Origin of the sequence: Lacticaseibacillus baoqingensis, assembly GCF_003946165.1 — a bacterium.
Lineage (GTDB): Bacteria > Bacillota > Bacilli > Lactobacillales > Lactobacillaceae > Lacticaseibacillus > Lacticaseibacillus baoqingensis.
Window position 1 is genome coordinate 114,139 of the sequence record NZ_RHOI01000003.1, and the last position, 12,881, is coordinate 127,019.

Below are 12,881 nucleotides of genomic sequence, written 5' to 3' on the forward strand. Positions count from 1 at the left end.
GAACGCCTGTTTGCAACACTTAAGACGCGTTTTTATGCGCTTTGCTGCCGAAAAATAGCGGATCGCGGCCCCGCTCGCCAAAAATCTCTGCGCCGGCAAAAAAAACAGCAGGTTTGCCTCAAAATTCTGAGGCAAACCTGCTGATGCTTTTAGATGATTTGGCCGACACGATTGTCATTGGTGGCCAACAAGGCTTGGGCTTGCTTTAAATCCACTTGCCGCCGGTGCATCACGATGGCTGCCGGCACGTTATTGTCGGCTTGAGCCAACAGCGCCGTCGCTGCTTGGGCATCGATTTGCAAGACTTGTTGCAAGATCCCGATCGCCCGGTGGACCAGTTTTTCATTCGTCGGCTGGACATTGATCATCAAATTCTCATAGACATAACCCATCTTGATCATCACGCCAGTCGAGATCGTGTTCAACACCAGCTTTTGTGCCGTGCCGGATTTCATCCGCGTCGAGCCGGTCACCACTTCAGGGCCTACCACTGGACTGATGGCGATTTGGGCAATATGCATCATGTCGTTATCGGCATTGCACGTCAATGACACGGTCAAAGCGCCAACGGTATTGGCATATTCCAAAGCCCCGATCGTATAAGGCGTGCGGCCGCTGGCAGCAATGCCGATCACAACATCCAAAGCCGTCAACGCATGGGCTTTGAGGTCATTGATCGCCAGTGCTTTAGAATCCTCTGCGCCTTCAACCGCCTTGAACATCGCGTCTTGACCGCCTGCCAATAAGCCAAACGCCCGCGTTGGCGGCACACTGTAAGTCGGGGTCAATTCAATGGCATCAAGGGCCCCCAGCCGCCCAGAAGTGCCTGCCCCCATATAAATGATGCGCCCGCCTTGGCGAAAGCGGTCGGCGATCGCGTCGATCGCTTGGCCGATCTGAGTATTTTGCGTGGCGACGGCAGCCGCCACTTTCGCATCTTCTTGATTGATCAAAGCGGCGATCCCGCTGCCATCGAGTTGATCGATGTGCATGGTTTGCGGATTGCGCGCTTCTGTCGTTAATTGAGCCAAGTCTGCCACCTACTTTCGATTATCTGTTGCTTTCAATTGCGACACCAGCCGGTTAGAGTCGACGATCGTCGCTTGCATCGCCGGCAGCTGGTCTTTGACGATCCCGGCAAACAACATGTCGCACACCAACATCGTATGCGCCCGCGAAGCCACTGCCGCCAAGCGCACCAAATGCTCCGTTTGCGGGATCTGCAACCAAGTATCAGAAACTTTTGCCAGCGGCGAGGACGAGTCGCTGCAAATACTGATCACTGGCGTGTGGCGTTGATGCGCCGATTCTGCGCCGATCGTCACTTCGCGCGTCAACCCGGAATAAGACAAGGCCAACACCACGTCATCCGGCCCGCTTTGCAAGGAAAACTCCAAGTTCATATGCGCATCGGTTTCATAAAAAGTCGTCAACCCATAGCGATTGAGGCGATGATACAAGTCATACGCGATCAACCCGCTGGTGCCCACGCCTAAAATGAAGATCCGCTGGGCGTGTTGCAACTGCGCATAAGCCTGCTCGAGTTGGGCGGCGTCCAAAGTTTCTTTGAGGCTTTCGGTGGCATCGCGGTACAATTGTAAGACCTTATTTTCGATGCTGGTGCCAGTATCTGCAGGCGCCAACGCTAATTCCACGGTGTGTTCGTCATGTTGGATCTGCTGTGCCAGGTACACCCGCATTTCGTCCATCCCTGAATACCCTAAAAATTGGGCGAAGCGAATGATCGTGGCGGCTGACGCGCCGACTTTGGCTTCCAATTCATGGCTGGACGTATCGATGAATGCTTCAGGATGCGCCCGCATGAAATCGGCGATCTGTTGTTGTTTGCGGCTCATGTCGCGGTATTGTTGTTGGATCCGATCAAAAAGGATAAGTCCTCACCCGCTTACTTCAACATCGTGGTGATGTCGGCATCACTTTCAGTTGGTACCATTTGCGCGGTGACCTTCACGCCAGCAGCGATCATCGCTTTGATATCGGCCACATCGGCATCATTGAGATACACCGACGGCTTGATCTGCTTAGCGTCATCATGCGGCGCCACATTGCCGATATTGACGGTGGTGAGCTTCACGCCGCCATCCACCAACGCGCGCATATCTTGGATCGTTTTGGTCAACAAGAAAACGCGCTCATCCGCATATTTGCCATCGGTCAACGTGATCAAAGCGCGCCGCACCGATGCGATCACCAGCTTCACCCCTGTGGGCCGGGCTAATTTTAACGCCCCGATCTGCATGTCATCGTGCACTGCGGCATCATTGACGACTGCGATCCGCTGGGCATTGGTGATACGCGTCCACACCGCTGCCACTTGGCCATGGATCAGCCGTTCATCTACTCGAGCATGAATAATAGCCATGATTCCCTCCTTAGAATAAGCCGCCGAGCCAGCCGAAGATCCCGCTGAGATTGCCTAAAACCATCCCTAAAGCGATCAAGACAAAAATCAGCTTCGTTGAATTCATCGACTTCTTACCCAATAGCCAATATGACAGCAAGACGATCGCCAAAGGCAAAAGCCCAGGCAAGATCTGGTTCAACATGTCTTGCGCGTTCAAGGTGACCTTGCCCATCTTGTACTTCAGATCCAAGGTGTACGTGATCACAGACGGGATCAACGCCCCGACCACAGTCAGCCCAAGGATCGACGCGGCATTGGTCAACAACTTCATTTGCGTGGCAAATTCAGTGGCTAACTTCGCCCCTTGCACATACCCGACGGTAGTGAACCACCGGCGCAGCCACAACAGCAAGATCCCGCCGACGATCGGCAGCAACAGCCCGACTGCAGAACCGGAAAGCGCCATATAAGCGGAGATCGAAAAGACGATGGTCCGATAGATCGCCAGGAATAAGGTATCGCCGACCCCCGCCAGCGGCCCCATCAACCCGGTTTTCAACCCGACGATGGCTTCTTCATCTTGCATCCCGGTTTGCTCTTCGATCCCAATATCCGCCCCGATGATCAAATGCGACATCGGCTGGCTGGTGTTGAAATAGCCTAAGTGGGTCTGCAAGGCCTTTTTCATTTCTTCAGGCTTATCTTTGTACAACTTCTTCAAGACCGGCATCATCACCCAAGAGTAGCCTAACCCTTGCATCCGTTCATAGTTCCAGCCCCATTGCAGGCCGAAAATATTGCGCCAATATACTTTGCTGATGTCGCGTTTGTCTAGCTTAGTCATTGATCTCGACCTCCTCGTCTGCATACAGATCTTCATGGGCCACTGGCGCGCCTGGTGTCGGTGCCGGCGTTGGCGCAGCAGCTGGCGCTGGTTGGGCGTTGCCTTTTTCAGCAAACATCATGTATAACCCTGCCATGGCCAACCCGATCAAAGCGACGCCTAAAATCGTGATGGACTTGGAGAAGTATGCCATGAAGGTAAAGCCAATGATGAAAAATGGCCAAAACGATTTCAATGGCAGATACCGCATCAAGATCGCGATCCCCATTGCCGGTAAGATCATGCCGGCCGCCTTCAGCCCGGACATGAACCATTGCGGGATGAATTGGTTGATGGCATTGACCACGGTTTGGCCAAAGACCAGCCCAACGACGACTGGGATCACCCGCGACAAGATCCACGGGATCATGCCCCAGACGTTTTGCCGCTCGACGCCTTTGTAATTGCCTTGCGCAGCGAAGCGATCCGCGCGGTGTTGGAAGAACATGTTCGCCATCCGCGCCAAAATATCCAGCTGCGTCAACAGCAAGCCGATTGGCACCGCCAGGCCGATGCCGTATTCAGCCCCTTTGCCGGCAATGATCGCATAAGCAGTCCCCATGATCGAGCCGGTCAAAAAGTCTGGCACCGTCGCGCCGCCATAAGTGGCCACCCCTAACGTCATCAACTGCAAGGTCGCCCCGACGATCAAGCCGGTTTTGAGATCTCCCATGATCAAGCCTGTCACCGCACCGCCGAAGATTGGGGAATAAGGGCCGATTTGAATCGAGATCTGATCCAACACGGCGATCGCGACATACAAGCTCAATGCAAAAATCACGACTAATGAGACCATGATAAGTCCTCCTAAATAATTTTTGAGTACACCGATAGTGTAATTGAAAGCGATTCACTTTGCAACGGTTTTGCGTAACAAAAATCATTTACAGACATTAACGTAATCACATTTCAAATTAGCCTATACCAATGTTCGCTATTCTCACATCATCCCTTGCCATCGTGCATTTACTGACGAGATTCACACCTAGTCCAAATGATTATTTTATATTTACCCCCAGGCGCAATGCGTCCAGGCGATGCCGCCAGCATCAATGGCCAAGCCGGGCCGGCGCGGTTGTTATTTTTGGCGCCAAAAAAAACGCCTTGAACCCGCGATCTGCAAAAACAAATCGTGGTCCAAGGCGCCGTGTCATGGGCGAATTCAGCCCAGTGTTTGGTTACATGCGGTGGGTGACGGGAATGTGTTTCAATTGCCGCCGATCACACTTGTTGCGCGTCATGGCGTAAAACACGCCAAGATGCACGTCGACTGCTAATAATAAAATTCCCAGTGTGGCTAGATGTGTCAACATCAACACCACAGTCAACACCACTAGGACCCGTAAACTCCACTTCATAATATCGATTGATGCCATTGATGACACTCCCTTCCACCGGACTCGGTTAACTATGACCCTTAGTATACAGGAATTTTCCGGTTTGTAAAGCCAAATTATACATTAATTTTACATTCGAGGCCTTTGTATCGGCGTTTACTAAAATGATAAATTTAGACAGCGCTTACATCAATTTGAATGTAAACATTGTCATTACATAACACCCACATAAGGAAATTCGCATATTGAGACCGGTTTAGGTATGATAAAGAAGTAAAGATAAGGAGGCCTGTATGGAGAAAAAAGCGTCTTGGTTCTACCGTCGCTTCTTAAATAGTAAGTTCACCACTGCGATCCTCAACTTACTGTTGGTCTTACTGGTCGTGTGGGTATTCACTAAGATCGCCTGGGTCTTTGAACCGGTCATGGCGTTTTTGCGCGTGGTTGCACCGCCTTTTATCTTCGCGGGTGTTTTATTTTACCTATTGAACCCCTTGGTGATCCGCCTAACGCGCTTTGGTGTAAAGCGCGTGTGGGCGATCGCCATCGTGTTGCTGGCGGTGTTGGCCCTATTGATCATCGCGGTGTTGAAGTTTGTCCCGACGGTCGAGCGCCAGTTTACGAATATTTTACAATCGTATCCGACTTACTGGCATGACTTCACCACTTGGCTGATCGATTTGAATGATCATCAAGACTTGATCTCGCAGCGTGATCTTGAACAGATCGGCAATGAGTTGATGACGGCGATCAATGATAAAAGAGGCACGCTTGCCGCCAGCACCGTCGCCCAACTGCAAAATCTCGTCGGTATTGTCGGCAACGTGGTGGTCACCGTAGCGACCGCGCCGATCATCTTGTTTTTTATGCTTAAAGATGGCGACGAATTTGCGCCGAAGCTCGTGGCGTTGTTTCCAGTCAAGTTGCGGGCCAGTATCCATCAAATGCTGCATGAAATGAATGCCAAAGTCGGCTCTTATGTTCAAGGCCAGCTGACTGTCGCCATGGCAGTGGCGCTCATTTTCATGGTGGGCTACTCGCTGATCGGGTTGCGCTTTGCCTTGGTTTTAGGCCTGATCGCCGGCCCGCTGAATCTGATCCCTTATTTTGGGTCAGCCCTGGCAATGGTGCCGGCGCTGATCGTCGGGGCGGTCACCAGTCCCAAAATGCTGATCGCGGTGATCATCACCTTTTTTGTCGAATGGTTGTTAGAGACGCAATTGATCTCGCCACTGGTGATGGGCTCTAAACTGGCCATGCACCCGATCACGATCGTCATCGTGTTGTTGACTGCAGGCAATCTTTTCGGTTTAGCCGGAGTGATCTTAGGCATCCCCGGGTTTGCCGTGATCAAGATCGTCGTCACGCGCTTTTTCAGCTGGTACCAACAGGTGTCCGGCCTCTATGAAGAAACAAAGGAGTAACTTAATGCTCAATACAATTTTGATCCCTTTAGATGTCGCTTTCTTAGCTTACGGCGGGTACTTGCTGTATCGCCATAGTCAAATCGACATCCATGCCGGTTATGCCACCTTCCAAGTTTTCTTTGCGGCGGTGCTCGCCATGTGGTTTGTGACGGCTGGCATCAGCAACCTGCCTTACATTATCTTAATGGCGACATTCATCACCTTAGTGGTGCTTTCTGGTGCCAGTGGGCTGACGCCCACTCGCGTCATCGCCACAGGCGTCTTTTCACGGGTGATCCCGTATACCAAGCTGGCAGGCATCACATTGACCCCGCTGTCATTGCCCAATGGCCGGCAATTAGTGATCGCGATTTTCAACCTCAAGCCGCGCCGCTTTGTGCGCTTGACCTTCCGCAGCGATCTGGAAAGCCTGATCCAAACCATTCGTCCACGCTTGCCAGAAGACGTCGCGATCACGATCCAACACGTGCAATAACTCGCAGCAAACAAAACGGCGGCAAAACCAATTTAATGGTTTTGCCGCCGTTTGCTTGGGTAAACGCGCTTTCCAAGGCAACGGGGGTGCGTGCTAATCGCTCGCGTCGTCCGCCGGCTGCGCCGACTGCCGCCACGCCCTATTAGCCCAACCCCCTAAGTGCGCCTTGGGTCACGCTCTGACTAAACGCGCTCCTAATCGCAGCGGGGTCGCAGGTAAGGCAGCCCGGTCACGTCGCGTGCCGCGACGCACCCAGGCTGCCTTACCTACACCCCTAAAAGCGCGATTAGTCACGCTCTCACGACAAAGACACGTCCAGTGTGTGCTGACGTGTCTCGGGCGATTCCTTTAGGTGCAAGGCGCGGTTGCCGGACCGCGGTTTGTTGGGATACGATGCCTGAGTTTGCGCTCAGGGCTTGGCCGTTTTGACCTCTTGGCAGGTTTGATCCTGCTTTGAGGGTGGTACGCCAGTGTCTCGCCCTTGCCCGAGTCTTTCCAGGCCATCTTCGGGATGTACCCCTTAGCGTGTGTGAGGCCCAGGTTGCCCCGGCTGGCTGCCCCACCGTTGATGTCTGGGAAAACTTATGGAGTGCGCACCACCATACCCAGCCACATGATCGTGATCAAGATACCACGCTTTGCCGTTAATGTAAACCCTTTCGCAAAACTTTTTTAACCGCTAATCCCACTGCCTGGAGAATATAAATAAATCGTTAGACTTAGCGGGTTTCGTCACGATTCAGACCAGTTAATAAAAGGATCATTCGATATATCTTGACACCATTATTTACTGATTATATATGCTGCGTTTTCTTCCAGCAGCAGGTACCCTCATTTGCCGCTGGCGGTTGCTCATTGGCACACGTTTTTTCACCGCAAAAAAAAGTTGGCGACGACTGGTTCAGCCGCCTCCAACTTTAATGTTCGCTTTAGATCTGCCGCAGTGAAAACAATAGCGCCAACACCACCACGATCCCAATCGCGCCGAAGGTAAAGATCCCATCGAATACGATGCCCAACATAAAGACGTAGATCAACGCCATCATGGCCCCGCCGATGATCAAGTCCACCAAAAAACGCCCGCGCTTAGTTTGGCAACTCGCGTCTAAGCCGATCAGCAGCCAAATGCCCACGGCCAAGCCGACGCCTAGACTGACGGTAGTCGCCATCGCCAGTACCGTTTGCGGATGGATCACAAACCAGCCAATGGCGCCAAAAAGAATGGCTGCCAATAATAATAGGAAGAACAGGCCGTATGCGTGACCTTTTTTTGCATGTGACATGAAAACGCCTCTCAGTTTGTTTTGTCTCAGTTTACCAGAAAACTGGATTGGATTACACTAAGGCTATCATAATCTTAAGGAGTGGTGTGTGTGTCTGAAAATATTGCCTATGCCGCTAATGGCGCAAAACCAGCGACTGATCCAGATTGCTTCACCGAGATCACCTTGCCGATCCCGACCCCTGATGTTGATGACGTCGTGGTCCAACTAGAAGCGACTGCTCTTAACCCGATCGACACCAAACGCCGCGCCGCACTCCCAGCGCAAACTGAACCAGTGATTTTCGGCTATGATGGCGTCGGCATCGTGTCTGCCGTTGGCCGTGATGTGACGGCGTTCAAGGTGGGCCAGCGCGTGCTGTACTCAGGCACCACTAAGCGCCCAGGCAGTTATCAACATTATCAAAGTGTCCCCGCTGCCTTAGTCGCCAACGCCCCAGCTGCTGCACCTGCCGCCGACTTGGCCGCCTTGCCTTTGGTCGGGTTGACGGCTTGGGAGCTGTTGTTTGAGAAAATGGGCTTCACCCCGCAAGCTGATGCCAACAGCGGCCAAAGCGTCTTGGTGATCAATGGTGCCGGCGGCGTCGGATCAATGCTCACGCAGCTGGCACATTGGGCAGGCTTAACCGTGTATGCCACCGCCAGCCCCCAGCACTTTGATTGGTTGTTGGCCCATGGCGTTGATCATCCCTTGGATTATCATGCTGATATCGTCCAAGCGGTCCAAGCCCACACCCAGTTTGTCGATGGCGTCGCGATTCTTTATGCCCCGGCGCCATACATCCAAGCGGCGGCGACCTTGATCGCCCCGCTGGGCCATGTGGCGACTATCGTTACACCGACTGACCCATTAGACTTGGCGGCGTTGAAACCAAAAGCGGCCAGCTTTGATCAAGAATATATGTTCACCAAGTCAGATTTTGGGGTGCAAGTCGCCTCGACACGCCAGATCTTGACGCAATTGGCCAACTTATATCAAGCTGGGCAGCTGACGGCCAGCGTTACGCAGACTTGGCCGCTGACTTTGGCTAATTTGTTGACGGCCACGCAACAATTGGAAGCCGGGCACACCCATGGCAAGCTGTGCTTACTTATGGAAGCCTAACGCATAGCGCAAGGTCCGCTTGGCATCGGCTTGCGTCATCCGCTTGGGATCATAAATGATCACACCATCGCCCATATAATAGTTGAATTTTTCAATGATTGCGCGCTGCGTCAAGCTGCGCAAGCGCAGTTCGTCGTTGACTTGCAAGAGATAATCGGCGCTCCAGTCTTTGTCCATCATTGCTGGTTCATCACGCTCGGTGATGTAGCCTTTTTCCATGATCAAGTTCGCCCCTTCGGCTTTTTGCAGCCGCGTGATCGCTTCTGTTGGCTCCATAACTTTCCCTCCCAAAAAAACCCGTCTGCATTAAATGTAGCGATTTCATGAAGGATGTGCAAGCCGTAACCAGTTTTTAAGCTTGGTTTAGGGTTGTGGGGATATGATTGTAATTGAAATGAGGTGCAGACATTGCCAGATAAGCCTAAGCTCTTGGTCATTGAAGACGACCCGAATTTGAATCAAAGCATTGTCGGGTTCGTTTCGGACTTTGCCGATGCAGACGCTGCTTTGACCGGAACCGATGGTGCGTTCATGGCAGAACAAGCGATCTATGACGCCATTGTGTTAGACATCATGCTGCCAGAGCTCAACGGGTTTGATCTGTTGAAGACGTTGCGGGCCAAACAAGTGCAAACTCCGGTATTGATCCTCACTGCCAAAGATGCGCTGGCCGATAAGCTGCGCGGCTTTACGCTTGGCGGCGATGATTATTTGACCAAGCCGTTTCACCGCGAAGAATTGGTGATGCGGCTGAAGGCCTTGCTCAAGCGCACCGGCAAATTAGCCTTAGACAATGTCTTGCAATGCCCGCCGATCACCCTTGACTTAGCCAACCACACGGTTAGTGTCAACGATTCGGCGGTGATCTTGAATGGCAAAGAATATGATCTGTTGGTTTACTTACTCCAAAACGCCGATACCATCATTACCAAAGACCAGATCTTTGATCGCCTGTGGGGGTTTGACTCTGACACGGCGATTTCGGTGGTGGAAGTGTATATGTCGAACCTGCGCAAGAAACTGCGCCAGACCCCAGCCGAAAACATGATCAAAACGATCAGAAGTGTTGGGTATATCTTACAAAGCGAGGCAATCAATGAAGAATGATCCTGCGATCGAAAGCCAGCGCCGCCGTTTATTCACCAGCCAACTGCTGGCTTTTGCCGGTTTGTTCATCGCGCTGGGATTGATCGTGTATTTCATCTATGACCGCACCGTTTATCACGACGTCGATCAAACCTTGGTGGAAAAAAAGACGCACCTTTACAACGACAAACAGCCGCTCAACAATGGGAATCCCTTGCGCTCCGGCAAACCGCAAACCAATGACCCGACGCCTTTTCGCACCATGGTAGTCGTGTTCAATAACCAAGGCAAGATCAGCAACAAAGCGCGCATCGGCCAAGACGCGTATGCCTACTTGCAATACTTGCGCTTGAATAAAGCCGACCTCAATCAAAAGCGCACCTTGACTACCGCCAGCGGGACTTTCCGGACCCTGTTGATCAAGATCCCTAAAGCCGCCAAAAACGCCTCCCATGCCGGCCATTTCGTGATGATCGTGCAAAACATCGACTCGCAAATGTTTGCCTTGCAAACCTTCCGCCAAGCCTTGATCTTGACCATGGTAGTGTTTTGGCTGCTGTCATTGGCGTTGTCTTATTGGTTGGCCAATCGCTCTTTGCAGCCGGTGGTGGTCGCTTGGCAACACCAACAAGACTTCGTCGCCAATGCGGCGCATGAACTGCGCGCACCGCTGGCAGTGATCCAAAGTCAACAAGAAGCGCTGCTGACCAAACCCAATGCCAAGATCATCGACCAAACCGAAGCCATCGCCACCAGCCTGGCAGAGACTAAGCGTTTGCGGCAATTGACCGGCGACTTGCTGACCATCGCCAAAGCCGACAGCAATGCCCAAGAGCTTGATATTCAGCCGCATGACCTCAAGGCATATTTCACCAAGGTCTTACAGCCTTATGCCGACATCGCCGCCAGCCAAGCCAAGCACTTCACCAGCGACTTGCCTGCTGATGGCAACGCCTTATTTGATGGGGAAAGGCTCCATCAGCTGATGGTCTTGTTATTAGACAATGCGTTCAAATACACCGCTCAAGGCGATGCAGTTTGGGTCAAGGTCAGCGTGACCAACAACGACTGGTCCTTGAGCGTCGGCAACTCCGGCCCAACGATCACGCCTGCAGACAAAGCCCACATCTTCGAGCGCTTTTACCGCAGCGATCCCAGCCGCAACCGCCAAACCGGCGGTTCCGGCTTAGGCTTAGCTATCGGCCAATGGATCGTTTTGGCCCATCACGGCAAACTGACGGTTCAAGACGTCCAGCCGCATGGCGCCGTTTTCACGGCTAAGTTCCCGCGCATCCCTAAGCTTGGCTAAAACAAGCTGAGCCACCAAGCGGTTTTCGCCATAGCACAAACGCCTCGGGGCTACGATTCTAAACACGAATCGCGGTCCTGAGGCGTTTTTGTTGCTTTGTAACACGCGACTAGCCGCTGATGGCCTTGCGACGTTTACGCTTTAGCCGCAAACTCGCGCCATTTTGACACCGAGCGCCACAATACGCCGCAAGCGGTCAGCGCCAACAGCGTGGCGATCCCCATTGCGACGTGCATGCCGCTGATAAACCAGGCCGGGTGGGCCGCAGGGAAGCTGACGACGCGGTGTTTTGCAATGGCACTCATTTGGGCAAACAAAAGCGTGGTGGTGACGCTGGTGCCTGCCACCATCCCCAGATTACGCGCCAAGGCGTTGAAACTGCCAGCCACCCCCAATTGCGCCTTGGGGACCACAGACATCACCACATCGCCGATCGGGGATTGAAAGATCCCGCTGCCGATTCCTAACAATACCGTGATCCCAATGAAGACCCACACGGCACTGTGCAGCCCCAGCATGACATACGCCGCACTGCCTAAAGCAATGATCACCACGCCCACTAAAGCGACCTTGGCCACGTTCATTTTATCTGCCAAAAACCCGCCCAGCGGTGTGAAAAACACCATCATCAACGGGTACACCGACATCAGCGCCCCGGCCACACCTGGCGACAGCTGCAGCGCGTCTTCCAGATAAAACGGCATCAACACCGTTGTAAAAAACTGCACCATAAAGACTAAAAATACGGCTAAGACCCCCAGCGAAAACAGCCGGTTCGCAAAAAGTTTGAGCCCCAACAATGGCGCAGGCGTATGCGCTTCATGCCACAAAAAACCACCCATCGCCACCACGGCGATCACCAACAGGCTGACCACCACTGGGGCGCCAAAGCCATCGGTTTGACTCAAGTTCAAACCCCAAAAGCCCGTCGCGATCGCCACGGCTTGCAAGCTGGCCCCAAGCCAATCAAACGGCTGCGGCATCGGTACCCCGTTGCCCATGGCCCATAGCGCCAAGGCTAAAGCCAGCAAGCCAAACGGCACATTCAGCCAAAAGATCACCGGCCATTGCGCCACCGACAGCACCAGCCCGCCAACTGCCGGGCCAGCAACACTGCCTAAGGCCACAAAAGTCCCAGCATACCCCATCGCTTTGCCGCGTTCTTGGGCATCAAAGCTCGAAGTCACGATCCCATAGGTATTCGCCAAGGTCATCGCCGCGCCGGCGGCTTGGACGATCCGCGCCATGATCAGCCAAGCAAAGCCCAAATCGATCCCAGCCAACACTGAGCCGATGATGAACCCGCCAGTTCCCCACTTAAAAATGCGCGGTTTGCCGACCAGATCCCCTAATTTGCCAAACGGCAGCAATAAGGCACTCAGCACAAGCAAATACACCGAAGTTGCCCACACCATGCGACTCGCCGGTACCCCGAGGCTTTTGGCCATCACCGGCACCGCGATATTGACCACCGAACCATCCAGATTCGTCATAAACGCAAAGAACCCCAGCGCAGTCAACGCCCACCAGCGCCGTGCATGTGCCACTTCCATCATGACCCCTCCTCAACTTTGTAGATGCGGTCATTATACCAAAGTGTCTAGAAAATTGC

14 protein-coding genes are annotated in these 12,881 nt (G+C 53.0%); 5 read left to right on the top strand and 9 right to left on the bottom strand.

Translation table 11 applies throughout. From position 1 onward, the window contains the following. Window positions 1-149: 149 nt before the first annotated feature. From murQ to EKM91_RS02060, 6 genes are all read right to left on the bottom strand, one after another. The gene (murQ, locus tag EKM91_RS02035) at window positions 150-1,040 is read right to left on the bottom strand and encodes an N-acetylmuramic acid 6-phosphate etherase (RefSeq protein WP_274379967.1); all 891 of its coding nucleotides are present in this window, start codon (window positions 1,038-1,040) and stop codon (window positions 150-152) included. Then, window positions 1,041-1,892 (bottom strand): MurR/RpiR family transcriptional regulator, encoded by an 852-nt coding sequence (locus EKM91_RS02040; RefSeq protein WP_225419431.1) that lies wholly within the window; start codon window positions 1,890-1,892, stop codon window positions 1,041-1,043. It lies immediately after the preceding gene. A gap of 14 nt (window positions 1,893-1,906) precedes the next feature. Further along, window positions 1,907-2,383, bottom strand: coding sequence for a PTS sugar transporter subunit IIB (locus EKM91_RS02045; protein WP_125748994.1), 477 nt, complete (start codon window positions 2,381-2,383; stop codon window positions 1,907-1,909). A gap of 10 nt (window positions 2,384-2,393) precedes the next feature. Next, window positions 2,394-3,209: a PTS system mannose/fructose/sorbose family transporter subunit IID gene (locus EKM91_RS02050; RefSeq protein ID WP_125748997.1), complete on the bottom strand. Its 816-nt coding sequence runs from the start codon at window positions 3,207-3,209 to the stop codon at window positions 2,394-2,396. Next, a complete protein-coding gene (locus EKM91_RS02055) occupies window positions 3,202-4,044 on the bottom strand; it encodes a PTS mannose/fructose/sorbose/N-acetylgalactosamine transporter subunit IIC (protein WP_125749000.1) in 843 nt (280 codons plus the stop codon). Before EKM91_RS02055 ends, EKM91_RS02050 begins: the two co-directional genes overlap by 8 nt. 382 nt (window positions 4,045-4,426) lie before the next feature. Continuing rightward, window positions 4,427-4,624, bottom strand: coding sequence for a hypothetical protein (locus tag EKM91_RS02060; protein WP_125749003.1), 198 nt, complete (start codon window positions 4,622-4,624; stop codon window positions 4,427-4,429). 254 nt (window positions 4,625-4,878) lie between these two features. On the opposite strand from EKM91_RS02060, the gene EKM91_RS02065 reads away from it, so the two are divergent. Together EKM91_RS02065 and EKM91_RS02070 are read left to right on the top strand one after the other, a co-directional pair. Further along, window positions 4,879-6,009 carry an AI-2E family transporter gene (locus tag EKM91_RS02065; protein ID WP_125749006.1) on the top strand — a complete coding sequence of 377 codons (1,131 nt, stop codon included), beginning with the start codon at window positions 4,879-4,881 and terminating at the stop codon, window positions 6,007-6,009. A 4-nt stretch (window positions 6,010-6,013) separates the two neighbouring features. After that, window positions 6,014-6,487 (top strand): hypothetical protein, encoded by a 474-nt coding sequence (locus EKM91_RS02070; protein ID WP_125749009.1) that lies wholly within the window; start codon window positions 6,014-6,016, stop codon window positions 6,485-6,487. 929 nt (window positions 6,488-7,416) lie between these two features. On the opposite strand, the gene EKM91_RS02075 is transcribed toward EKM91_RS02070, so the two are convergent. Then, the gene (locus tag EKM91_RS02075; protein ID WP_125749012.1) at window positions 7,417-7,770 is read right to left on the bottom strand and encodes a hypothetical protein; all 354 of its coding nucleotides are present in this window, start codon (window positions 7,768-7,770) and stop codon (window positions 7,417-7,419) included. Between the two features lie 90 nt (window positions 7,771-7,860). On the opposite strand from EKM91_RS02075, the gene EKM91_RS02080 reads away from it, so the two are divergent. Beyond that, on the top strand, window positions 7,861-8,874 hold the full coding sequence (locus EKM91_RS02080) for an alcohol dehydrogenase catalytic domain-containing protein (protein ID WP_125749016.1): 1,014 nt from the start codon (window positions 7,861-7,863) through the stop codon (window positions 8,872-8,874). Here EKM91_RS02080 and EKM91_RS02085 read toward each other — a convergent pair. Next, on the bottom strand, window positions 8,857-9,150 hold the full coding sequence (locus tag EKM91_RS02085; protein ID WP_125749019.1) for a hypothetical protein: 294 nt from the start codon (window positions 9,148-9,150) through the stop codon (window positions 8,857-8,859). The two genes, EKM91_RS02080 and EKM91_RS02085, sit on opposite strands and share 18 nt — an antisense overlap. Window positions 9,151-9,282: 132 nt before the next feature. On the opposite strand from EKM91_RS02085, the gene EKM91_RS02090 reads away from it, so the two are divergent. After that, entirely contained in the window at window positions 9,283-9,981 is a 699-nt protein-coding gene (locus tag EKM91_RS02090) for a response regulator transcription factor (RefSeq protein ID WP_125749022.1), read from the top strand. After that, the gene (locus EKM91_RS02095; protein ID WP_125749025.1) at window positions 9,971-11,269 is read left to right on the top strand and encodes a sensor histidine kinase; all 1,299 of its coding nucleotides are present in this window, start codon (window positions 9,971-9,973) and stop codon (window positions 11,267-11,269) included. Before EKM91_RS02090 ends, EKM91_RS02095 begins: the two co-directional genes overlap by 11 nt. 134 nt (window positions 11,270-11,403) lie before the next feature. Here the strand turns inward: EKM91_RS02095 and EKM91_RS02100 are convergent, their stop codons facing one another. Further along, window positions 11,404-12,825 carry an MFS transporter gene (locus EKM91_RS02100; RefSeq protein WP_125749028.1) on the bottom strand — a complete coding sequence of 474 codons (1,422 nt, stop codon included), beginning with the start codon at window positions 12,823-12,825 and terminating at the stop codon, window positions 11,404-11,406. Window positions 12,826-12,881 lie beyond the last annotated feature (56 nt).